Raw genomic sequence first — 22,654 nt, forward strand, 5'->3', positions numbered from 1 at the left:
GAGCGCATGGCGGTGCTCGATGACGTCCTCGCCCTCGGCGATGCGCTGGAGCGCTCGTACCGGGTGTACGTGCGCGGCAGGTTGAAGTTCCGGGTCGGGCAGATCGTTTATGCGGCGTTCTCTGCGGACGAACTGGTGATGGAGTTCGCGTTCCCGAAGGAGGAGCGGGCCGCGCTGGTGGCGGGCGAGCCCGAGAAGTTCCACCTGCCGGCACCGTCGGACATGCGATTCAACTGGGTGGGCTCGCGGCTGGCCGCGCTGGAACCGTCGGAAGCGCGCGAGCTGGTGGTGGACGCCTGGCGGATGGTCGTGCCGAAAAAGATCTCCCGCGCCTACGATCTCGCGCACCTGAACGGACCCGGATGAGCAGATCGTGCGCGGCTTCTGCCGTAGATTCGGCTGTATGGCGATCAGGCTCGAGAACGTCGCGATCGCGGTCCGTGACCTGGACGCGACGATTGCGTTCTTCACCGACCTCGGACTCGCCGTGGTCGGCCGGCAGACGGTGAGCGGGGAGTGGACCGACACCGCCGTCGGGCTCGACGGCAATCACGCGAAGATCGCGATGCTCGCGACCCCGGATGGCCAAGGGCACATCGAACTCTTCGAGTACCTGCACCCCGAGGCGATCGAGACGGAGCCGACCCTCCCCAACGAGATAGGTATGCATCGCATCGCTTTCAGCGTCGACGATCTCGACGAGGCCCTCGCGATCGCCGCGAAGCACGGCTGTCATCCGCTCCGAGGTGTCGGCGTGTACGAGGACGTCTACCGGCTCACTTACGTGCGCGGCCCCAGCGGGATCATCGTCATGCTCGCGCAGGAGATCACAGCCTGACGGTGCCTGCTCCGAGCACAATGCCTACCAACGGAACTGGTGATCAGAAGGGTGGGGGACCGTCGTCGGGGTGGGCGGGTTCGGGTGGCCGCTCGGGTGGTGGGCCTTCGGGGAAGATGGCGGCGCGGGCGGCGCGGGTTTCGGCGCGCAGCCGTGTCCGGTGGCTGCGCAGCAGGCAGCGCAGTCGTTCTTCGACGACGCTGATCCCGGCCCCGGACCGTCTCGCATTCTGTTCGTCGGCGGGTGGGCGGGGCTCGCGTAGCCGTTCGGCGGCGGCGCGGTTGCGTTCGCGGATCTGTTCGCGGCGTTTGTGTTCGCGCTGCAGCTTGGTGGGCTTGTTCCGGGTTCGGGGCTTCGGCGCCGGCAATTCGGGGACGGTCCACTGGACCCGGCGCAGGTCGGGGAACAGGGCGAGCACGATCCCGGCGGGGTTGACGATGATTTGCTGGCCGTCCGGGGTGATCCACAGGATCCGGCCGTCGGGCAGGTGCACGTCGATCCACGAACCGGCCGTTTTCAGCTGATGATGCGCCGTGCACAACGGATGCAGATTGCACGCCTCTGTGCGCCCACCCCGGGCGGGGTCGGCATGGTCGAATTCGCGGGAGTGGTCGATCTCGCAGCGGTGCGCGGGCCGGGTGCACATCGGGAACACGCACCGCGGGTACAGCAGCGTCAGGTATCGGGCCAGGTCCGCGGTGAGCCGGTAGCCGCCACTGCCGGACGCCCGCACCAACGGCGCCGGCTCGGCCTCGGATGTCAGCTCGGGGTCGGCGGCGGGGTTCTGCTCTGCGGCCGGGGCCGGCCGCGCAGAAGCGTCTTCAGCGACATCGCCTGCTTCCGCGGTGGACCCGACCGGGTCCACGGTGGTGTCCGCGCTGTCCAGGGTGTCCTCCTGGTTCGGTGTGACTGTGGTGATGCGGTCGCCGAACTCGCGGACCACCGCGTCATCGCGGGCGGCGAGGTCACGGGCGTGGTCGGCGGTGATCGGGCCGTGCCCGATCAGGTACCCCGCCTCGGTGCTGTCGGGGTCGGTGAGGGTGCGTTCGTTGATCACCACGTGCACGAGCGTCCGGTACCGCACGATCACCCCGTCGGCAACCCCGTCCGCAGCAGTCCGCGGTTCGGTGTTCTCGCAGGCCCCGCAGTCGCAGCCGAGGGTGACGAACCCGCGCAGCAGCATCATCGTGCCGTCCGCGCGGCGTTGCGCGACGGACCGCGAATCGTGGTCGCACACCGTGTCGATGATGTCGTCGACACGGCGCTGGAACTCCAGCACATCCTCGGCGGGCAGCAGGGCGAACGCGGACGCCAATCCGTCGTCCTCCGGGCGGAAGGTGACGGTGCGGTCGTCCCGGGACCGCTCCTGGCGTTTGACCGCCGCGTCCTGGTCGATCCGTTGCACCAGCAGGTTCGCGTACTCGCGCAGCGCGGGGATCGCGAGCAGTTCCCGCGGATCGGCCTGCAGCCGGTCGGCGAGGGCACCGTCGAACTCGCGGACCTTCGCCCGGTCGAGGACCCGCGAACGGCGCAACGCCTCCCGGCCGCCCGCCACGGAGATCACGTTCGCGGCGATCAGGGCGAACACCCGGGGCAGGCGTTCGACGAACCCCACCGCCTCGTCGACCGCCCGGTCCGCCGCGGTCGTGCCGATCCGCAGCACCAGGCAGACCTGCGCCTGCAGCGCCGTTTCCCGCAGCCGCAGATCGCGCCGCCGTGCCCGCAGATCACCGAGCTCCGCGTCCGCCGGCAGTCCCAAAAGCTCTGCCTCGGCGTCGGCGTACATCGTGCGGTACAGGCAGTACACCGCCGCCGTCCGCTGGCAGAACGCCGCGTTCTCGGCCCGCTGCTGTTCGAACACCAAGCTCGACAACCGCTCCCGATACCCGTGCACACCCGCCAACTCCTCGGGAATCATCTCCCCAGGTAGGTCGCGAATCGCTCCAGGTAGCTCCATGACTCAATGATACACGTGTTCGAGTCGGGGTGCACAACGTCTGGTTCAATCGAATTGTTCACCGGACTCGCTGCAGGTGCGACCCGAGCTCCGCTGGCGCTGTGTGGGCCGGGCATTCGCAGGACCGCGGGACGTCCTCGTCCTCGTTCTCTGCGAGGAGCGCGACGGAGGCGAGGGCGGTCACCGTCGAAGACCCGAACAGGTACCGGACGCGCCCGACTCGCGCCATTACAGCATCACCGGCCGAACGCGAGACGAACATCGCCACGCTCAACGCGACCACGACGCCGGATCCGACGGCGCCGCCCCTCTGAGATCGCGGGAGATAAGCAGGCCAGACCAGTCGGTCGCGGTGCCCTCCAGGAGGAGCCCCGCGACGGCCACCGCCGCGATCGGCATCGCCAGACTGTGGTGCCGGCTGCGGGTGGGCGATTCGGGCCGGGACGGACTGTGCGAGGCCGAGGATGCCGTCTGACAGGCCGAGATCGGTCGTGACCTCCGGAATCCGCGGCGTCCCAGAACAGGAATCGCAACGCGACGACCGCGCTGCGATCAGTGCATTACAGGCCGGAGCCACATCGCAACGTCGATCGCCCGGAGCGTGGCCGGCGCGGGCAACGGTCCGCATTCATCCGATTAGACGACGCGCGTATTCGTGGTCTATGCGATGCCGAAACAATGTCTATTGCTCACGGTCAACGAAACGCGGGAAATGGTCCGATTATCGCGATTGAATTCGTGCGCGTTCCGAAGTCACGCCGAATGGCCGAGACGGTTCGTCCCGGCCATTCGGCGTCCTTTGTGATCAGTCGGTGACGTCTACGCTCGGGGGATCGATGTCGACGTCGCCGTCGGTGTCGACGCTGCCGCCGCCGGTGCTCGCCTCGACCGTGGTGGTGTCGCCGCCCGCCGGGGTCACGGAAACCTCGCCCGACGGTCCGGTCACGTCCACCCCGGTCCCGGGGCCGGCCACGACGCTGCCGGTGTCGACGCCGCCGCCGACGTCACCCGCGGGGTGTTCAGCTCCGCTTCGCCGCTCGGGCCCGTGACGTCGACGGTGCCGTCGGTACCGACACTGCCGGAGCCCGTATCGACATCGACGTTGCCGCCGACGCCGACCGGGGTAGACACCTCGGCCGTGACATCGGGCCCGGTGACCGACGCGCCGTCGGTGCCGACGTGGCCGCCACCGGTCTCGACGGTGGTGCTACCACCGCCCAACGGAGTGTCGACCTCGCCCTCGATCGTCGGACCGGTCACGGTGGCGCCGGTCGGGGTGACCTCGACTTCGCCGCCCGTCACGGCGAATTCAGCCGTCACCGTGTCCAGGATGTTGACGTTGCCGTTCGCGCCCGGCGCGGAAACGTTCAGACCTCCAGTGCCCACCGAGACGGTGCCGGGCGTGAGGTTGAACTCACCGCCTCCGAGCGGGGTGTCGAGGTTCGCGTTCATGGTAGGCGTCGTGAGTACCAGATTGCCGTCCTGGAAACCGATCTGGCCCAGATTGATCGCCAGGCTCGTGTCGATGATGCCGGGGATGTTGAGCCCGAGGTTGATCACCGGCAGGCCGACGAGGAACGTGTCCTCACCGTAGGTGACGGTGACCGGCACGATCGTCGCCTGGCGGTGCCGAGCCCCAGCGGGAACGTGCCGCCCAGACCCAGGGCCGGTGTCCACGTGGTGTTGCCGTCCAGACCGACCACGGACGTCAGCGATGACTGGAGATTCAGGGCGCTGCCCAGCGGGCCTGTGATGGCGGTGACATTGCCCGCGGTGCTACCCGTGCCTGCCGGTATGGCGATTGGGGGTAGTGGCAGCGGACCCGGGATCGACACCAGTTGGCTGTAGATGCCGGTCATTCCGTACGTGGTGTTGGTGACGCCGCCGAGCCCGAAGGGGGCGCCCGCGCTGAACACGTTCTCAGCACCCACGCCGGTCCAGTTCGGGGTGTGGGTGTACGGCAGCAGGCCTGCGGCCGACACGATCGGTCTCGCTGAGTTACTCACGGGGAACAGTCCGGGGAGGACGGGGACGTTCTCCGCGTAGGCGTCGGTCAGCTGGGTGATCCGGGGCGCGACCGCGAGGATCCCGGCGCTGGTCAGCAGGCCGGGTGCGTAGGGTGCGGCTGCGAGCAGTCCGTCGATCTGGGGGTTTCTGGTGGGGGCGGCGTTGGCGGCGCCTGTGGGGACGGCGATGGTCATGGCCGCGGTGGCGGCGATGGCACCCGCCGCGACGGCGCCGCGGCGCACCGTCTTGCGTGCGTGCTTGGGGGACTTGCGGGACATGGGGGACGACCTCCGGTTCATGAAGGCACGGCGGACTCGGGTGAGAACACCGGTTTGTTGCGTGGGACCCATCAGAAAATCGAGGCGTCTGCGCTCGGTAGGAGTGCTCTAAGCGGCGCCTGTGCATCTGCTGGAAGCTCTGAAGTTATCAGCTCGGTGTGTGAAAAGTCACCATTTACTCCGCGATTCATCCGATTGGATGTTCCCGCCGATGGAACAACGAATTAGGTGAACCGATGAGGCAAACTCGCTGGTAGCTTTGCGATCGCCGGGAATTGAAACGTGTTTTTGTCGTAACGTGTGGCTATGTTTTGAATAGCGATCGCAAGAATCGTGGACCGCGCACATCGGTGTCCAACGGACTCGCGTGGCTACCCCGGGCTACCGTGAACGATGTGTTCACTCCCACGGAACGTCAGGACGTCGCCAACCGGATGATCGCGGCCGCGGAGGGCCTGGAAGGCGTCACGGCTGGAGCTGTGGTCGGTGCGGCGGCGGCAGGCGCTCTCGACGACGACACCGGCATCGACCTGCTACTCGCGGCGGCGCCGGGCGCCGTTCTCGATGAGCTGCGAGGACACTGGACGCGATTGCTGCACAACGACTTCGGTGCGCTGCATCACACCCGGGAGGACGGCGCACTCATCTACCTGCTGCCGGATCTGCTCACGGCGCGCGTCACGATCGTCCCCGGCGCGCTGTTCGGGCCGCGCCCGGGGAACCGTTCCAGCAGGTGTTCGGTCCCACCGGGCCGCACGGGGCGGCGCCGTCGGGCCCGCCGGACGTGGTGGGACCCGCGTGGCTGGCCGCGCTCCGCACTCGGGCGGCGCTGCGCCGTGGCGACGGTCCCGCGGCCGCGGTCGCGCTCGACGCGCTGCGGGCCGCACTCGTGAACCTAGCGGGCCTGCGGACGGGGGCACCGTCTGGCTACCTGCCGCGCGAGGACCGCGACCGGATCCGCGGCACCGAGCCGACATCGCGCGACTACGTCGAGGTCGAACACGCCTTCGGTGTCGCGGTGCAGATCCTCGACTACGAGCTGCAGATCGTTGCGCCGGCGATCGCCGACGCGGTGGCACTGCCGTTGCTCGAGGAGGTCGCCGGCTGACGCCGGTACGGTGGAACCATGCCCGACCAGCGCAGGAACGTCGCCACGTCCGGCCCGCGGGCGTGGCGGGCGAGGATCAAGTCCACGAAGCAGGGGAGCCTCGTGTGGCGCATCGCGGTCGGCGTCATCGGGGGCGTCGTCCTGATCGCGGGCATCGTCGCGATCCCGTACCCGGGCCCGGGGTGGCTGATCGTGTTCGCCGGCCTCGGCATCCTGGCCACCGAATTCGAATGGGCCCACCGGCTGCTGCGGTTCGCGCGGTCCAAGTACGACGCGTTCGCCGAGTGGCTGAGCCGGCAGAACGTCGTGATCAAGGGGCTGTTCGCTCTCGGTACGTGCGCGATCGTGCTCGCCACCGTGTGGCTGCTCGGCGCGGCGAAGATGATCGCCGGGTGGTTCGGCATCCACTGGGCCTGGCTGGCCAGCCCGATCTTCGGCTGATGAAGGCAGCGATCGGCGCGCTGCGGCTCGGCGTCGCGGCCCCCGACGACAGGGTGGCCGGCGTCCTCTACTGGTACGCGCTGTCGGGTGCGCTGGCCCGCCTCGCCGCCGCCGGCCGCGACGCCGCGAGCGCCCCGGTGCGGTCCGGCTCCGGCGGGTGGCCGGAGCCGGGGAGGCGGCACCGTCGGCCGACCCGGACGCGAGCCTCGCGCGCACCTTCCACGCACTGATCCCGGCGATCGCCGCGGCCTCCGGCGCCACCGAACGCTCACTCTGGGCGATCGCCACGGACTCCATCGCCTCGGCCGCGCTCGGCGCGCCCGTCCCGTCCGTCGCCGCCGACGGTGCGCTCACGGCCTGCGGCCCGCAGGCCCCGCCCGCGCGGTTCGAGCAGGTGCCGGGGCGCGGCCTGGTCGTCCGACGGGGCTCCTGCTGCATGCTCTACCAGTGCCCCGGGTGCACGAAATGCCTGAGTTGCCCGCGGCGACGCCAGGGGAACGCCTCGAGCGCCTGCGGCAGTAGTTACTCTCACGTACGATCGCCGCAGTCCGCTTCCCGGGGAAAGGCGAAGGGCATGCGCGATACCGCGATTCGGAAGTCCCGCCACGTTGTCGCCGCGGCGTCCGTATGCCTCGTGGCGCTCGCGGTTCCCGCCGCCCCGGTGGCGGCGGCGGGCCGGCACGGCGATCTCGTGGCGTCGGCGCCGGCCACAGCGATCGACCGCACGTACGTCGCGCGTCTGGCCTCGGCCCGCACGATCACGTACCGGTCCAGCGTCGACAGCCGGTCCGGCCGCTCCGTCCGCGACGTCACGGGCACCGTCTTCCTGCCCCGGACGGCGGCGGGCAAGAAGGTCCCGCTCGTGGTGTTCGCGCACGGCACCTCCGGCGTCGAAACCCGGTGCGCTCCCTCACAGGACGCGACCCTGCGCGGATCGCTCCGCACGATCGAGAGGCTCACCGGCGCCGGTTGGGCCGTGGTCGCCACCGACTACCGCGGACTCGGCTCGCCCGGCGCCCACCCGTACGTCGATGCGCAGCAGGCCGCGTACGACGTGCTGGATTCGGCTCCCGCGGCGATCGCAGCTGCGGGCGGAAGGATCGACACCGCGCGCGTGGCGCTCTTCGGCGTCTCCCAGGGTGGGCAGGCCGCCGCGCGTGCCGCCGAACTGGCCTCCGGCTACACGCCGGCCGTCCGCTATCGAGGGGCCGCGCTGGCCTCGCCCGCGCTCGACCTCACGCCGCTCGTGGGCGAGGTCGAATCCGGGCGGGCCTCCGCGGTGCACCGCTCGGTCCTGCCGTACGTCGCCCGGGGCGTCGTCGCCACGCAGCCGCGGGTCGCACTGGCCGACCTGCTCAGCGGACCGCTGCTGCGGGCGGCCCGGCCGGACGCGACGACCTGCACGAACGAGCAGCTCCGGTTCGACCCGGCCGCGGTCCCGCCGGCGCAGTACCGCCCCACCGCGGCGGGACTCGCGGCGCTGACCGCCCACCTCACGGCCTCGCGGGTGCCGCAGAAGCGGACGACGATGCCCGTCTACATCACCCGCGGACGGTCGGACACCCTGGTGAACACCGCATGGTCCACGTCCGCGGTCGCCGCGATGCGGGCGATCGGCGACGAGGTGACCGATGATCTCCGCGACGGCGACCACACCGACGAGGCCGATCTCGACGACGCGCGCGTGATCTCCTGGATCCGGACGGCGATCGGCTGACCGATAGGATCGGTGGCACTGACAACCGCGTGCGGCCAGGTATGCCGCCCGCTACATGACTAGGAGCACTGTGAGCACCACCTTCGTCGTCCCGGCGGGCATCGCCGCCGGGGCAGCTATGCGCGAGCTGGACCTTCCCAACAAGGGCCCCGAGGCCGTCGTCGTCGTCAAGACCGCCGACGGCACGCTCAAGGACCTGAGCTGGGTCCCCGAGACCGACACCGAGGTCGAGTCCGTCGCGGCGAACACGGAGGACGGGCGCAGCGTGATCCGCCACTCGGCGGCGCACGTGCTCGCGCAGGCGGTGCAGGACGGTTTCCCCGGCACCAAGCTCGGCATCGGTCCGCCCATCAAGGACGGCTTCTACTACGACTTCGACGTCGCTGAGCCGTTCACCCCCGAGGACCTCAAGGGTCTCGAGAAGAAGATGAAGCAGATCATCAAGTCGGGGCAGCGCTTCTCGCGGCGCGTGTACGAGTCGAAGGACGAGGCGCGCGCCGAGCTGGCGGGCGAGCCGTACAAGCTCGAGCTGATCGACGACAAGGGCGCGGCCGACGACAGCGAGGTCATGGAGGTCGGCGGCGCCGAGCTCACCGCCTACGACAATCTCAATCCCCGCACCGGCGAGCGGATCTGGGGCGACCTGTGCCGCGGCCCGCACGTGCCCACCACCAAGTACATCCCCGCCGTCAAGCTGACCCGCAGCTCCGCGGCGTACTGGCGTGGCGACCAGAACAACGCCGACCTGCAGCGCGTCTACGGCACGGCCTGGGAGTCGCCCGAGGCGATGGACGAGTACCTCGAGCTGCTCGCCGAGGCGGAGAAGCGCGACCACCGCAAGCTGGGCGCCGAGCTGGACCTGTTCAGCTTCCCGGACGAGCTGGGCTCCGGTCTGCCGGTCTTCCACCCCAAGGGCGGCATCATCCGCAAGGAGCTGGAGGAGTACTCGCGGCAGCGGCACATCGACGCCGGCTACGACTTCGTCAACACCCCGCACCTCACCAAGAGCACGCTGTACGAGGTGTCGGGCCACCTGGACTGGTACAAGGACGGGATGTTCCCGGCCATGCACCTCGACGCCGAGTACGACGACGAGGGCAACGTCACCAAGCCGGGCCAGGACTACTACGTCAAGCCGATGAACTGCCCGATGCACAACCTGATCTTCGACGCCCGTGGCCGTTCGTACCGCGAGCTGCCGCTGCGGCTGTTCGAGTTCGGCTCGGTGTACCGGTACGAGAAGTCCGGCGTGATCCACGGCCTGACCCGCGTGCGCGGCATGACGCAGGACGACGCCCACATCTACTGCACCAAGGAGCAGATGCACGAGGAGCTGACCACGACCCTCGAGTTCGTGCTCTCGCTGCTCAAGGACTACGGCCTCGACGACTTCTACCTCGAGCTCTCCACCAAGGATCCGGAGAAGTACGTCGGCTCCGACGACGTCTGGGAGGAGGCGACCAAGACTCTCCAGCAGGTCGCGGAGGCCTCGGGCCTCGACCTCGTGCCGGATCCGGGCGGTGCCGCCTTCTACGGCCCGAAGATCTCCGTACAGGCCAAGGACGCACTCGGCCGCACCTGGCAGATGTCCACCATCCAGCTGGACTTCAACCTGCCCGAGCGGTTCGAGCTCGAGTACACCGCGCCCGACGGCACCAAGCAGCGCCCGGTCATGATCCACCGCGCCCTGTTCGGCTCCATCGAGCGGTTCTTCGGCGTGCTCACCGAGCACTACGCCGGCGCGTTCCCGGCGTGGCTCACCCCGCAGCAGGTCGTGGGCATCCCCGTCGCCGAGCAGTTCGGCGACCACCTGGAGACGGTGATCCGCGAGTTGCGTAAGCACGGGATCCGCGCCGAGGTCGACCACAGCGACGACCGCATGCAGAAGAAGATCCGCAACCACACCACGCAGAAGGTGCCGTTCATGCTGCTCGCCGGCGAGACCGATCGCGACGCCGGCGCGGTGAGCTTCCGGTTCCGCGACGGCACCCAGGTCAACCAGGTGCCCGTCGAGGACGCCGTGCAGCGGATCGTCGACTGGGTGCACGCGCGCCGCAACGAGTCCCCGACGGCCGAGTTGCTGGGCCCGGCGGAGAGCACCGTCGGCACCGCCTGACGGGGACCGACGGACGAGACGGGAGAGGAACCGATGACGGACGCCACGGGCGGCGGCGCGCACACCGACTTCGGGGTCGGCGACGGCGACGAGACCATCGAGCGGCTGTGGACGCCGTACCGGATGCGGTACCTCGTCGATACCCTCCCGTCCCGGAGGGCAGTACCGCGTTCCTCGAGATCCCCAAGCTCGCGGACGAGGACGGGCTGATCGTGGCCCGGGGCGAGCACTGTTACGTGGTGCTCAACCTCTTCCCGTACAACCCGGACACTGCATGGTGGTGCCGTACCGGCAGGTGGCCGACCTCGAGGACCTGACCGACGACGAGGCGTTCGAGTTGATCAAGCTCACGCAGAAGACGATCCGGGTGATCAAGCGGATCTCCCGGCCCGCAGCGTTCAACGTGGGCTTCAACCTGGGCCGCTCGGGCGGCGGGTCGATCGCCGAGCACCTGCACCAGCACATCGTGCCGCGCTGGCCCGGCGACGCGAACTACATCACGGTGCTCTCGGGCACTAAGGTGATGCCGCAGCTGCTGGGACAGACCCGCGCGCTGATGGCGAAGGCCTGGGAGGAGGTCTGAGTGTCCGCGATCTTCAGTCGTGAGGCGGTGTCGAAGGTCACCCATCCGATCGCGAAGGTGCTGATCAAGACCGGTCTGACGCCCGATGCGGTGACGCTCTTCGGAACCGTCTGCTCCGTCGGCGCGGCGCTCTGGCTGTTCCCAGCGGACCAGCTGTTCTGGGGAACCATGATCATCTGGTTCTTCGTCATGTTCGACATGCTGGATGGCGCGATGGCCCGCGTGCGCGGCGGCGGCACCCGGTTCGGGGCCTGGCTCGACGCCACCTGCGACCGCGTCGCCGACGGCGCGGTCTTCGCGGGCCTCGCCTGGTGGGCCGTGTTCACCGAGGACAACCGCTACAACCTGCTGATCGCCACCCTGATCTGCCTGGTCACCTCGCAGGTCATCAGCTACGCGAAGGCCCGGGCGGAGGCTTCCGGTCTCAGGGGCGACGGTGGCTGGATCGAGCGCCCGGAACGGCTCATCATCGTGCTCGTGGGCGCGGGCTTCACCGGGTTGGGCGTCTGGTGGGCGATCCACCTGGCGATGTGGTTCCTCGCGGTCACCAGCATCGTCACCGTGGTGCAGCGCGCGCTCAGCGTGCGGCGCTCGCCGGGGCGACCGAGCTGCTGCCGATCGCGGCCGCGGCACCGTCGGGCGGCGAAGGGGAGGGACCCGCGTGATCGACCCCCGGGAGGAGGCGGCCGACCTCGCGTACGGCGCAGGCTGGGCGCTCGCCAAGCGCGTGCCCGAGTTCGCCGCGAAGTTCCTCATCGACGACGTGGGCGGGCGCATCGGCGCCGTGGCGAGAACACGCAGCTGCGCAAGAACCTCGCGCGCGTGCTCGGCACGACCCCGGATGCGGTGCCGCAGAGCCTGATCGAGGAGTCCTCCCGGTCGTACGCCCGGTACTGGCGCGAGTCGTTCCGGCTTCCGTCGATGGACCTGGCGCAGCTCGGCGCGACGCTCGAGAAGTACGTGGACGTGCCGAGCCTGCACGAGGCGATGGACGCGGGAACCGGTGCCGTACTGGCGCTCCCGCACAGCGGCAACTGGGACATGGCCGGCGTCTGGCTGGTGCACCGGTACGGGCGGTTCGCGACCGTGGCCGAGCGGCTCAAGCCCGAATCGCTGTTCCGGCGGTTCGTCGAGTACCGCGAGTCGCTGGGGTTCGAGATCTTCCCGCTGTCCGGCGGCGAGCAGCCGCCCATGCCCGCCCTGGCACAGCGGCTGCGCGAGGGCCGGCCCATCTGCCTGCTCGGCGAGCGCGACTTGGCGCGGCACGGGGTCCCCGTCACGTTCTTCGGCGAGCGCACCCGGATGCCCGCCGGCCCCGCGAAGCTGGCGATCGACACCGGCGCCCCGCTCCTGCCGGTGCACTGCTGGTTCGAGGGCGACGCCTGGGGCTTCAAGTCCGAGGACCCGATCGACGTGTCCGGCGGCATCGAGGACGCCACGCAGAAACTCGCCCACGCCTTCGAGCGCAACATCGCCGAGCACCCCGCCGACTGGCACATGCTGCAGCCGCTGTGGGAGGCGGACTGGTCGCAGGCGCGGCGCGAGCGGGTCCTGGGCACCGGCGGCGATGCGGCGGGCGGAGCCTAGATGCGGATCGGGATGATCTGCCCGTACTCGTTCGACGTGGCGGGCGGCGTGCAGGCCCACGTGGTCGACCTGGCGCGCGTGCTGATCGATCGGGGGCACCGGGTGTCGGTGCTCACGCCGTCGTCGAAGTCGACGGTACTGCCGGACTTCGCCGTCTCGTCCGGCAAGGCGGTGGCGATCCCGTACAACGGCTCCGTCTCGCGGCTGTCCTTCGGCCCCAAGGCGTTCGCCCGGTTGCGCAAGTGGATCCGCGACGGCGAGTTCGACGTGCTGCACGTGCACGAGCCGAACGCGCCGAGCCTGGGCATGCTGGCGCTCGCGATCGCCGACGGCCCGATCGTGGCGACGTTCCACACCTCCACGGAGAAGTCGCTGGTGCTCTCGGTGTTCCAGAGCGTGCTGCGGCCCTCGCACGAGAAGATCCGCGGCAAGATCGCCGTGTCGGAACTCGCGCGCCGGTGGCAGATGGAGTCCCTGGGGTCCGACGCCATCGAGATCCCCAACGGGGTGGACGTGCGCGCGTTCGCCGACGGGCCCCTGCTGCCCGGCTACCCGCGCCCGGGGAAGACGGTGCTGTTCCTCGGCCGGTACGACGAGTCGCGCAAGGGGATGGCTGTCTTCCTCGAGGCGCTCCCCGCGATCGTGGAGGCGCAGCCCGACGTCGAGGTGCTCGTGATCGGCCGCGGCGACGAGGAGAAGCTGCTCCGCGAGGCCGGCCCGTACGCGAAGCACCTGCGCCTGCTCGGGGCGGTCACCGACGAGGAGAAGGCCGCCGCGCTCCGCTCCGCGGACGTGTACGTCGCCCCCAACCTCGGTGGCGAGAGCTTCGGCATCGTCCTCGTCGAGGCCATGGCCGCCGGCACCGCCGTCGTCGCGAGCCACCTCAACGCCTTCGAGCGCGTGCTCGACGGGGGCGAGGCCGGCCTGCTGTTCCCCATCGGCGACGGTGCCGCCCTCGGCCGCGCCGTCGCGGGCCTGCTGTCCGACGACTTCCGCCGCGCCGAGCTCGTGACCCGCGCGTCCGAAGTGGTGTGGCGGTTCGACTGGTCGGTGGTGGCCGAGCAGGTCATCCGCGTGTACGAGACCGTCGCCGTGCCGGGTGTCGTCGTGTCGATAGACGATTGATGAGGACGCCGTGCTGAATCTGACCGCCACCACCGTGCTCGTCATCGGCCTCATCGTGATGGCCGTCCTGATCGTGGCCGCCCTGGCGTACCAGACCGCGCACCGTCTGGACCGGCTGCACGTGCGGGTGGATCTGTCCCTACAGGCGCTCGAGGCCGCCCTGGCCCGACGGTCCGCCGTCGCCCGGGCCGTCGCCGCCACGCTGCCGGCCGACGAGGGGCGGGCCCTGCGCGCCGCGGCGGACCGCGCCGAGAACGCCGGCGTCGAGGATCGCGAGCCGATGGAGAACCGGCTGTCCGCCGCGATCGGCGCGATCGACATCGAGAAGCTGCCGCGCTCGCTGGTCGCCGAGGTCGCCGACGCCGATACGCGCGTCACGATGGCCCGGCGGTTCCACAACGACGCCGTCCGCGACACCCGGGCACTGCGCGGCCGCCGGTTCGTTCGCTGGCTGCACCTGGGCGGCACCGCGCCGATGCCGCGCTACTTCGACATCGTCGACCGCGGCGGGATCCTGCCCGCCGCGCTGTTGGCCCGCGCCGACGACCGGCGCGTCTCGGCGCGCGTGATCCTCGTCGCCCCCGACGGCGCCGTGCTGGTGGTGCAGGGACACGAGCCGCGCAACCCCGATAGCCGGTGGTGGTTCACCGTGGGCGGGGAGTAGAGCGCGGGGAGGAACTGCGCGCGGCCGCGGTGCGCGAGGTGCGGGAGGAAACCGGGCTCGTGCTCACGGCGCCGGAGTTCGTGGGCCCGCTGTTCCGTCGGGAGGCCGTCTTCGCGTTCGACGGTGCCGTGATCGACTCCGTCGAGTTCTTCTTCGCCGCCGCGTGCGAGCGCTTCGAACCCGCACCGTCGGGGTGGACGGAGCTCGAGCGCCGCACCCTGGACGAGATGCGCTGGTGCACGCCCGAGGAGATCCGGGACCTGCCGGACCCCGTCTACCCCGCGGCGCTCGCGGATCTGATCCCCGACGTGCGGGCCGCGCTCGCCGCCGGGACCGCGCCGGACGAGCCCGTCGCGATCGACTGAGGAGGGTCGCATGGAGCCGAACGACATCTCCGGGTACCGCGTGGTGCGGCGCCTCGGCGCCGGTGGGATGGGCGAGGTGTTCCTCGTCGACCATCCGCGACTGCCGTGGCAGGACGCGCTGAAGCTGCTGGGGCCGCAGTTCGGCGGCGACCCCGAGTTCGCGGCGCGGTTCCAGCGCGAGGCGGACATCCTCGCCGGGCTGCGGCACCCGAACATCGTGACGATCTACGACCGGGGCGAGTACGAGGGCCGCCTGTGGCTGACGATGGAGTTCATCGCGGGCGAGGACGTGGCCCAGGTGCTGCGGACCCGGGGCCCGCTGCCGCCGGAGACCGTCGCACACGTCATCGAGCAGGTGGGCGCCGCGCTCGACTGGGCGTGGAGCGAGCGGCGCCTCACGCACCGCGACGTCAAACCCGGCAACATACTGCTCGAGCCCGCGCGGAGCGGTCGTCCGCCCGCGGTGAAACTGGTGGACTTCGGCATCGCCAAGGCGAGCGACGACGCGAGCTCGCTCACCGCGACGGGGACGGCCGTCGGCACGATGGCCTATCTCGCCCCCGAGGTGATCGAGGGCGACCCGCTGGACAACCGGGCGGACGAGTACTCGCTGGCGTGCACCGCGTTCGAGCTGCTCACCGGGACTCCACCGTTCGGTCCTGGATCGCCGAGTTCGGTAGTGATGGCGCACCTGCAGGCGCCGGTGCCCGATCCCGCTGCCCGGCTCACCGGACTGCCCGCCGGCCTGCTGTCCGTGTTCGAGCGGGCGATGGCGAAGAAGCCGCGGGACCGGTTCCCCGACAACGCCGCGTTCGCCGCCGCGTTCCGTGCCGCGCTCGCGGGCGGGGTGCGGCCGCGCACCGTCGGGCCGACCGCGCCGCAGCGTCCACCGGTCGCGCCCGCCACCGTCCTCCGGCCCACCCCGCCGCCCACGCCCGTGCCGGCGTACGGCGCGACCCCGACCGGTCCCGTGCCGGCGGCACCCGCCGCTGCTGCGGGTGGGAGCGGTTCCGGCGGGAACGGGAAGGTGATCGCGCTCGCCGCGCTGGTCGCGGTGCTGGTGGTGGCGCTCGCGGGTGTGGGGTACCTGGCGTTCGGGCGCGACTCCGGGGCCGCCGCGCCGACGCCGACGCCGACGCCCACGCCCCCGGCCGCCACCGATCCGACGGGCGCCACCGAGACCGAGACTGTCACCGCGACGGCGACGGCGACCGCCTCCCAGCCGGCGCCGACGGTGCCAGGAGCCGACCAATACGGGTTCGTCGGGAGCCCGGCCCGCTGCAGCGGCGGCGAGACCCTGGAGTTCGCGCTGCTCACCTCGGGGGCCGGGTCGGGTTCCCGGGTCGTGATCTGCAGCGCCGACGGTGACTACACCTACCGCGGGGCACGGGCGTCCGGCGACAACAGCGGCCTGACGCTGACCGCGAGTCGTTCCGCCGGCGGGGTGTTCCGCGCGGTGAACCGCGACGTGAAGGGCGAGGCCGAGAACGACACCGTCTACACCGTGAGTTCCAGCGGCCTGGTGATCACCCGCGGCGACGGACGCTCCGTCGCCACTGAGCCCGCCCGCTCCTCCTGGACCCGCTGACGTCGCTGGCTCGGCCCGCATTCTTCCCGCGGGGTTTCCTTCTTGCTCACAGGGCTGCAACCACCTGCTGCAGTCGCGAACCACCGCGGGAAGGTGATCACGACGCGATCCTCGGGTGTGCCGTCGGCGCCCGGCCTGTCGACCCGGCCTGGGACCGCGCACCGTCATCGGGAATACTGGTAGGTCAACGTCCCGGCCCCGAAGGAGTTCACGACAGTGACCACTGATCCCCAGACCGCACCCGTCACCGGCACCGCGCGCGTCAAGCGCGGCATGGCCGAGATGCTCAAGGGCGGCGTGATCATGGACGTCGTCACTCCCGAGCAGGCGAAGATCGCCGAGGACGCCGGTGCGGTGGCGGTCATGGCGCTCGAGCGCGTGCCCGCGGACATCCGGGCGCAGGGCGGCGTCAGCCGCATGTCGGATCCCGACATGATCGACGGCATCATCAGCGCCGTCAGCATCCCGGTGATGGCGAAGGCCCGCATCGGCCACTTCGTCGAGGCCCAGATCCTGCAGGCGCTCGGCGTGGACTACATCGACGAGTCCGAGGTCCTGACCCCGGCCGATTACACCAACCACATCGACAAGTTCGCGTTCACCGTGCCGTTCGTCTGCGGCGCGACCAACCTGGGCGAGGCGCTGCGCCGCATCACCGAGGGCGCCGCGATGATCCGCAGCAAGGGCGAGGCCGGCACCGGTGACGTGTCGAACGCCACGACCCACATGCGCAAGATCCGCGACGAGATCCGCCGCCTGACCTCGCTGCCCGAGGACGAGCTGTACGTCGCCGCCAAGGAACTGCAGGCGCCGTACGACCTGGTCGTCGAGGTCGCCAAGAACGGCAAGCTGCCGGTCACCCTGTTCACCGCGGGCGGCATCGCCACCCCGGCCGACGCGGCGATGATGATGCAGCTCGGCGCCGAGGGCGTCTTCGTGGGCTCGGGCATCTTCAAGTCGGGCAACCCCGAGCAGCGGGCCAAGGCGATCGTCGCGGCCACCACCTTCTACGACGATCCCGGCAAGCTCGCCGAGGTCTCCCGCGGACTCGGCGAGGCGATGGTCGGCATCAACGTCGACGACATCCCGCAGCCGCATCGGCTGGCCGAACGCGGCTGGTGACGGCATGTCGGCCGCCGGTGCTCGTCGAATCGCGCTAGCGTCGAGGCTGCGCATGTCGCGTGCCCGGTGGACGGGACGACGAGTGCTGGAATTTCTGTAGGCAGTGAGGCGGAGGATGTCAGAGCGAGCAACGGATCGGACCACGCAGGAGTACGGGGCGCAGACCTCCGTGATCTCGGGCGGATCCCAGGTCGAGGCCGCGCCGATCGTGTTGCGCGTGCTCGCGTACATCGCGGACCTGTGCATCGCCGCCACGGTGGTGGCAATCGCGCTGATCGTGAACGTGGTGGCCGGCCTGGACATGGGGTGGCCGTTCGTCGGTATCGGGGCCGCGGTCGCGATCGTCGCGTCGATCGTGCTGCACGGCCTGTTCGGCGCCAGCCCCGGCAAGATGCTGGCCGGGCTCACGGTGGTCGACGCGCAGTCGTTCCACCGCGTCGGGTTCCCGTCGGCGGCCATCCGTTCGGTGGTCTTCAACGTCCTCGCCCCCCTCGTGTACTTGCCCGGCTGGTCGGTCCTCGCCGACGGTGCGCGGCGCGGCGTCCACGAGAAGGCCTCCCGGTCCACGGTGATCGACGACGCTGACGTCGAGGCCCCGGCCCGCCGTGCTGCGGCACCGTCGGGCCCGCTGGGCGGACTGGTGACGGGCGAACAGGACCAGGGGTTGCAGCGCATCCCCACCCCGCTGCCCCCGACCGCACCCGCCGCCGACCCGCAGGCGGAGACGGGCGTCGAGCCGCTGGCCGCGAATGCGGAGACCGAGGTCGTGGAGGTCCGCGAGCGCCTGCAGCCGCCGTCGCTGCCGCCGCTCCCGGACGACGTCCCGGGCCTGCGCCCGATCCCGCCGCGCTTCGGCCCGCCGCCCACGGAGGGCGACGCGCCGGCCGCCCCGCTGCCGCCGGCCGCCGCGTTCGGCCAGCCGCCGCAGGCGTTTCCGCAGCCACAGGCGCCGCAGCAGGCGCAGCCGCCCCGCCCCGCCGGTCCTCCGCCGGTCCCGCAGCAGCAGACGGCGCCCCGGCCGGCCGCGCAGGCCCCGCAGGCCCGTCCCGCCGCACCGGCCCCGATGCAGCCCGGCGGCGCGCCGATCGTGCTGCGGTTCGACGACGGCCACTCGGTGGATGTGCGCAGCGACGGCATCATCGGCCGCGAGCCGGTCATCCCGCAGGGCGCGGACGCGGCGAAGATCACCAAGCACGTGCTGGTGGACGACACCGCCTCGGTGTCCAAGACCCACCTGTTGTTCGGCATCACCCGCGGTGAACTGTGGGTGGAGGACGTGGGCTCGACCAACGGTTCGGCGATCGCGTTCGGCGAGTCGTGGACCGAGCTCACCAAGGGAGTCAGGTACGCCGTGGAGAAGGGCAGCGTCGTGCACATGGGGCAGCGGAGTTTCAAGGTGTTCGGCGGATGACGACGGACGCGGGGAGGCTCGCTCCGAGATCGTCTACGGGGCGCAGGGTGGCGTGTCCATGAAGTGGGTCGCCATCAGCAATCCGGGGCGTGTCCGCCTCACCAACGAGGACGGTGCGCTCACCGGCCCCGGCATGTTCCTGCTCGCCGACGGCATGGGCGGACACGACGCGGGTGAGGTCGCTTCGGCCGCCGCGCTGGAGGCGCTCGCAGAGGTCTTCGGCCCGAGCCGGCGGACGCGCAGGAGGTCATGGAGAAGGTCGTCGACCGGCTGCGCGACGCGCACGCCGCGATCGAGGCGATCGACTCGGAGACCGGCAAGCGGGCCGGCACCACGGTGACGGGCGTGCTGCTCACCACCTACGAGGGCGTTCCGCATTGGCTCGTCGTCAACATCGGCGACTCGCGGACCTACCGGCTCGCCGAGGGCTACTTCGAGCAGCTCACCGTCGACCACTCGCAGGTCGAGGAGCTGATCAACGGCGGCTTCCTGAGCCCCGAACAGGCCCGCGTGGATCCGCGGCGCAACGTGATCACCCGCGCCCTGGGCGCCGGGATGGAGCCCGATGCGGACTTCTGGATCGTCCCCGCGCAGCCCCGGGAGAAGCTGCTGGTGTGCTCCGACGGGCTCAACGGCGAGCTGACCGACGACGAGATCCGGCACATCCTCGACAGTGACGTCCCGATCGATGAGTGCGCCGACCAGTTGGTCTCCGCAGCGCTCAACGCGGGCGGCCGCGACAACGTGACGGTGATCGTGGTGGACGCGACCACCGAACCGACCGGCGCGGACTGGTGAGGCAGTAGAGTCATCGCTCGTGGCTGACATCCGAGCGCTGTTGAGTCTGGAGCGGATCGACCGGGACATCTTCCGGGGGATCCACGCACCGTCGATCCTGGTGCGCACCTTCGGCGGCCAGGTCGCCGGCCAGGCACTGCGCTCCGCCATCTCGACGGCGCCCGACGAGATGCAGGTGCATTCCCTGCACGGCTACTTCCTGCGCCCGGGCAACCCCGACGCCGACACGGTGTTCCTGGTGGACAGGATCCGCGACGGGCGCTCCTTCTGCACGCGCCGGGTGACGGGGGTGCAGGACGGGGAGGCGATCTTCTCGATGTCGGCCTCGTTCCAGCTCCCCGGGCAGGAGGGCATCGAGCACACCGACGAGATGCCGCCGACGCCGGAACCGGAGTCGGTGATGAGCCCGCGCGACGACCCGAACGCGACGCGCGAGAGCATCGGGCTGTTCGAGGAGTGGAGCGACTGGGACATCCGCATCGTCCCGCAGGAGCTCACGGAGCCGTACGCGCGCCGCGCGGTGCACCAGCAGGTGTGGTTCCGGCACATCGCTCCGCTGCCGGACGACCAGAACACCCACGTCAGCGCCCTGGCCTACATGAGCGACATGACGCTCCTCGGGTCGGCCCGTGTCGCTCACCCGGGCGTCGACACGCAGGTCGCCTCGCTCGATCACGCGATGTGGTTCCTGCGCCCCTTCCGCGCCGACGAGTGGCTGCTCTACGACCAGACGTCGCCGTCGGCGGGCGGCGGCAGGGCGCTCACCGCCGGCCGGATCTTCGCGCGCGACGGCTCGCTCGTCGCGGTCGTCATCCAAGAGGGCCTGCACCGCTACCGCAAGTAGCGCCCGCATAGGCTGGTTCCCCGTGACGACGATCGGGGTACTGGCTCTGCAGGGTGACGTGCGCGAGCATCGTCAGGCGCTCGAGGCGGTGGGCGCGCGGACGTCGGCCGTGCGTACCGCCGCCGACTTGGCGGCGGTCGACGGCATGGTCATCCCGGGCGGCGAGTCGACCACCATGAGCCGCCTGCTGGGTGTCTTCGACCTCTTCGACCCCCTGCGCGAGGCCCTCGCCGCGGGTCTGCCCGCATACGGCTCGTGCGCCGGGATGATCCTGCTCGCCTCCGAGGTGCTCGACACGCGGCCCGACGCGCGCTGCCTCGGGACGATCGACATGACGGTGCGCCGGAACGCGTTCGGCAGGCAGGTGGACTCGTTCGAGACCGACCTCGCGGTCGCCGGGCTCGACGGTGCGCCCGTTCGCGCGGTGTTCATCCGGGCCCCGTGGGTGGAGCGGGTCGGCGACGGCGTCGAGGTGCTCGCCAGGGTGCCCGCTGACGCGGGCGCGTCGGCGGGTACGGTTGTCGCAGTGCAGCAAGGTGTGACGATGGCCACATCCTTCCATCCCGAGGTCACCGGCGATCTGCGAATCCACCGGCGGTTCCTGGAGATGGTGCGGCGCGGCTGAAGACAATGCCTCCCCATGGCGTGATGGAGTAGGAGTGGCCTCGTGAGCTACATGCCGGTGACCGATTCGATGTTCCTGATGGCGGAGTCCCGCGAACATCCGATGCACGTGGGCGGCCTGCAGCTGTTCACCCCGCCCGAGGGGGCGGGCCCGGATTACGTGCGCTCCGTGGTGGAGACGATGCGGTCGCACGTGGCGGTCAGCGAGAAGTTCGGCCGACGCCCGGCCGATCCGGTCGGCATTCTCGGGAACACGTGGTGGTCGGACGTGGACGAGATCGACCTCGAGTACCACGTCCGGCACTCGGCGTTGCCGCAGCCGGGGCGCATCCGCGAGCTCTTCCAGCAGGTCTCGCTCTGGCACGAGACGCTGCTCGACCGGCACCGCCCGATGTGGGAGGTGCACGTCGTCGAGGGGCTCGAGGACGGCCGGTTCGCGGTGTTCTCCAAGGTGCACCACTCGCTGGTCGACGGGGTGTCCGCGCTGCGGTACATGACGCTGGCGCTCTCGCCCGACCCGAACGACCGCGAGGGCAGGGTCGTCTGGCAGCCCGGCCTCGGCCGACGGAAGCGGCCGGCACCGTCGGAGTTGGAGACCAAAGGGGCCTCCAAGGGCCTGCTCCCGTTCAACCCGCTCGACACCGTCAAGCAGGTCGGCGGCCTCACCGGCGAGGTGCTGGGCATGCTGCCGGCGTCGCTCAAGGTGGTCGGCACCTCGTTCCGGGATCACGACTACATGGCCCCGTTCCAGGCGCCGAACACGATCTTCAACGTGCCGATCGGCGGGGCGCGGCGGTTCGTCGCGCAGTCCTACTCGCTGGACCGGATCGATGAGGTGCGGCGCAAGGCGGGCGCCACGGTGAACGACATCGTGCTTGCGATGTGCGGCGGCGCGCTGCGCGCGTATCTGGAGGAGCTGGAAGTGCTGCCCGATCGGTCGCTGACGGCGATGGTCCCGGTCTCCCTCCGGAAGGAGGGGGAGGAGGATTCGTCCAACGCGGTGGGCGCAGTGATCGCCACGCTGGGAACCGATCTCACCGATCCGGCGCAGCGGGTGACGGTGATCCAGGACTCGGTCAAGGCGGCGCGCAAGGTGATGGGCGAGCTCTCGCCGCTGCAGATCCTCGCGCTGAGCGCGGCGAACATCGCCGGGTTGGCGCCGGGCATGCTGCCCGGGTACCGGGGTCTGACCAGGCCGCCGTTCAACCTCGTCATCTCGAACGTTCCGGGGCCGCGCGAGGCCATGTACTGGAACGGTGCCCACCTCGACGGCGTGTACCCGGCGTCGATCGCATGGGAGGGTCAGGCGGCCAACATCACCATCTGCACGAACAACCGGAACCTCGAGTTCGGCATCGTCGCGTGCCGGACGGCGGTGCCCAAGGTGCAGCGGCTGATCCATCATCTGGAAGACGCGCTCTCGGAACTGGAGAAGGCCTACGCGTAAAATCGTGGGGTTGACGTTGTGACCCACACCGACG

Annotated in this window: 20 protein-coding genes and 4 pseudogenes; 20 read left to right on the top strand and 4 right to left on the bottom strand. The window is 70.6% G+C overall.

Annotation, left to right across the window (positions count from 1 at the left end; all coding sequences use genetic code 11):
- Positions 1-6 precede the first annotated feature (6 nt).
- Together MTP03_RS09890 and MTP03_RS09895 are read left to right on the top strand one after the other, a co-directional pair.
- A complete protein-coding gene (locus MTP03_RS09890) occupies positions 7-366 on the top strand; it encodes an MmcQ/YjbR family DNA-binding protein (protein WP_248491771.1) in 360 nt (119 codons plus the stop codon).
- 37 nt (positions 367-403) lie between these two features.
- Positions 404-838, top strand: coding sequence for a VOC family protein (locus MTP03_RS09895; RefSeq protein ID WP_248491772.1), 435 nt, complete (start codon positions 404-406; stop codon positions 836-838).
- A 43-nt stretch (positions 839-881) separates the two neighbouring features.
- Here the strand turns inward: MTP03_RS09895 and MTP03_RS09900 are convergent, their stop codons facing one another.
- The 4 genes from MTP03_RS09900 to MTP03_RS09915 all read right to left on the bottom strand — a co-directional run bounded on the left by MTP03_RS09900 (position 882) and on the right by MTP03_RS09915 (position 5,080).
- On the bottom strand, positions 882-2,795 hold the full coding sequence (locus MTP03_RS09900) for an HNH endonuclease signature motif containing protein (protein WP_248491773.1): 1,914 nt from the start codon (positions 2,793-2,795) through the stop codon (positions 882-884).
- A gap of 805 nt (positions 2,796-3,600) precedes the next feature.
- Positions 3,601-3,741: a hypothetical protein gene (locus MTP03_RS09905; RefSeq protein ID WP_248491774.1), complete on the bottom strand. Its 141-nt coding sequence runs from the start codon at positions 3,739-3,741 to the stop codon at positions 3,601-3,603.
- On the bottom strand, positions 3,738-4,406 hold the full coding sequence (locus MTP03_RS09910) for a hypothetical protein (RefSeq protein ID WP_248491775.1): 669 nt from the start codon (positions 4,404-4,406) through the stop codon (positions 3,738-3,740). The genes MTP03_RS09905 and MTP03_RS09910 overlap by 4 nt, the downstream gene beginning before the upstream one ends.
- The gene (locus tag MTP03_RS09915; RefSeq protein WP_248491776.1) at positions 4,352-5,080 is read right to left on the bottom strand and encodes a hypothetical protein; all 729 of its coding nucleotides are present in this window, start codon (positions 5,078-5,080) and stop codon (positions 4,352-4,354) included. Before MTP03_RS09915 ends, MTP03_RS09910 begins: the two co-directional genes overlap by 55 nt.
- Positions 5,081-5,475: 395 nt before the next feature.
- On the opposite strand from MTP03_RS09915, the gene MTP03_RS09920 reads away from it, so the two are divergent.
- From MTP03_RS09920 to MTP03_RS10005, 18 genes and pseudogenes are all read left to right on the top strand, one after another.
- On the top strand, positions 5,476-5,973 hold the full coding sequence (locus MTP03_RS09920; RefSeq protein ID WP_248491777.1) for a hypothetical protein: 498 nt from the start codon (positions 5,476-5,478) through the stop codon (positions 5,971-5,973).
- Positions 5,970-6,188 carry a hypothetical protein gene (locus MTP03_RS09925; RefSeq protein WP_248491778.1) on the top strand — a complete coding sequence of 73 codons (219 nt, stop codon included), beginning with the start codon at positions 5,970-5,972 and terminating at the stop codon, positions 6,186-6,188. The genes MTP03_RS09920 and MTP03_RS09925 overlap by 4 nt, the downstream gene beginning before the upstream one ends.
- 18 nt (positions 6,189-6,206) lie before the next feature.
- Positions 6,207-6,629, top strand: a complete 423-nt coding sequence (locus tag MTP03_RS09930; protein WP_248491779.1) for a TIGR02611 family protein — start codon at positions 6,207-6,209, stop codon at positions 6,627-6,629.
- On the top strand, positions 6,629-6,859 hold the full coding sequence (locus tag MTP03_RS09935; protein WP_248491780.1) for a hypothetical protein: 231 nt from the start codon (positions 6,629-6,631) through the stop codon (positions 6,857-6,859). Before MTP03_RS09930 ends, MTP03_RS09935 begins: the two co-directional genes overlap by 1 nt.
- Positions 6,787-8,346 (top strand): alpha/beta fold hydrolase, encoded by a 1,560-nt coding sequence (locus MTP03_RS09940; protein ID WP_248491781.1) that lies wholly within the window; start codon positions 6,787-6,789, stop codon positions 8,344-8,346. Before MTP03_RS09935 ends, MTP03_RS09940 begins: the two co-directional genes overlap by 73 nt.
- Before the next feature lie 118 nt (positions 8,347-8,464).
- Positions 8,465-10,462, top strand: coding sequence for a threonine--tRNA ligase (gene thrS, locus MTP03_RS09945; protein ID WP_371820965.1), 1,998 nt, complete (start codon positions 8,465-8,467; stop codon positions 10,460-10,462).
- 33 nt (positions 10,463-10,495) lie between these two features.
- Positions 10,496-11,045, top strand: a pseudogene (locus MTP03_RS09950) (HIT domain-containing protein).
- A 57-nt stretch (positions 11,046-11,102) separates the two neighbouring features.
- Positions 11,103-11,582 (top strand): annotated as a pseudogene (gene pgsA / locus MTP03_RS23615) (phosphatidylinositol phosphate synthase); the annotation flags it as partial.
- A gap of 124 nt (positions 11,583-11,706) precedes the next feature.
- Positions 11,707-12,632 (top strand): annotated as a pseudogene (locus tag MTP03_RS09960) (phosphatidylinositol mannoside acyltransferase).
- Positions 12,633-13,757: a glycosyltransferase family 4 protein gene (locus tag MTP03_RS09965; RefSeq protein ID WP_248491783.1), complete on the top strand. Its 1,125-nt coding sequence runs from the start codon at positions 12,633-12,635 to the stop codon at positions 13,755-13,757.
- A gap of 13 nt (positions 13,758-13,770) precedes the next feature.
- Positions 13,771-14,786 (top strand): annotated as a pseudogene (locus MTP03_RS09970) (NUDIX domain-containing protein).
- 10 nt (positions 14,787-14,796) lie between these two features.
- On the top strand, positions 14,797-16,374 hold the full coding sequence (locus tag MTP03_RS09975; RefSeq protein WP_248491784.1) for a serine/threonine-protein kinase: 1,578 nt from the start codon (positions 14,797-14,799) through the stop codon (positions 16,372-16,374).
- A gap of 216 nt (positions 16,375-16,590) precedes the next feature.
- Positions 16,591-17,496 (top strand): pyridoxal 5'-phosphate synthase lyase subunit PdxS, encoded by a 906-nt coding sequence (gene pdxS / locus MTP03_RS09980; protein ID WP_256465252.1) that lies wholly within the window; start codon positions 16,591-16,593, stop codon positions 17,494-17,496.
- 115 nt (positions 17,497-17,611) lie between these two features.
- Positions 17,612-18,907 (top strand): RDD family protein, encoded by a 1,296-nt coding sequence (locus MTP03_RS09985; protein WP_248491785.1) that lies wholly within the window; start codon positions 17,612-17,614, stop codon positions 18,905-18,907.
- A 249-nt stretch (positions 18,908-19,156) separates the two neighbouring features.
- A complete protein-coding gene (locus MTP03_RS09990; RefSeq protein WP_248491786.1) occupies positions 19,157-19,705 on the top strand; it encodes a PP2C family serine/threonine-protein phosphatase in 549 nt (182 codons plus the stop codon).
- Positions 19,706-19,724: 19 nt separating this feature from the next.
- Positions 19,725-20,549, top strand: a complete 825-nt coding sequence (locus tag MTP03_RS09995) for an acyl-CoA thioesterase II (RefSeq protein WP_248491787.1) — start codon at positions 19,725-19,727, stop codon at positions 20,547-20,549.
- Between the two features lie 22 nt (positions 20,550-20,571).
- Complete coding sequence (pdxT, locus tag MTP03_RS10000; RefSeq protein WP_248491788.1) at positions 20,572-21,174, top strand: pyridoxal 5'-phosphate synthase glutaminase subunit PdxT; 603 nt, start codon at positions 20,572-20,574, stop codon at positions 21,172-21,174.
- 51 nt (positions 21,175-21,225) lie between these two features.
- Positions 21,226-22,620: a wax ester/triacylglycerol synthase family O-acyltransferase gene (locus MTP03_RS10005; protein WP_248492117.1), complete on the top strand. Its 1,395-nt coding sequence runs from the start codon at positions 21,226-21,228 to the stop codon at positions 22,618-22,620.
- Positions 22,621-22,654: the final 34 nt, after the last annotated feature.

Source organism: Tsukamurella sp. PLM1 (genome assembly GCF_023168325.1).
In the GTDB taxonomy this organism is placed as follows: domain Bacteria; phylum Actinomycetota; class Actinomycetes; order Mycobacteriales; family Mycobacteriaceae; genus Tsukamurella.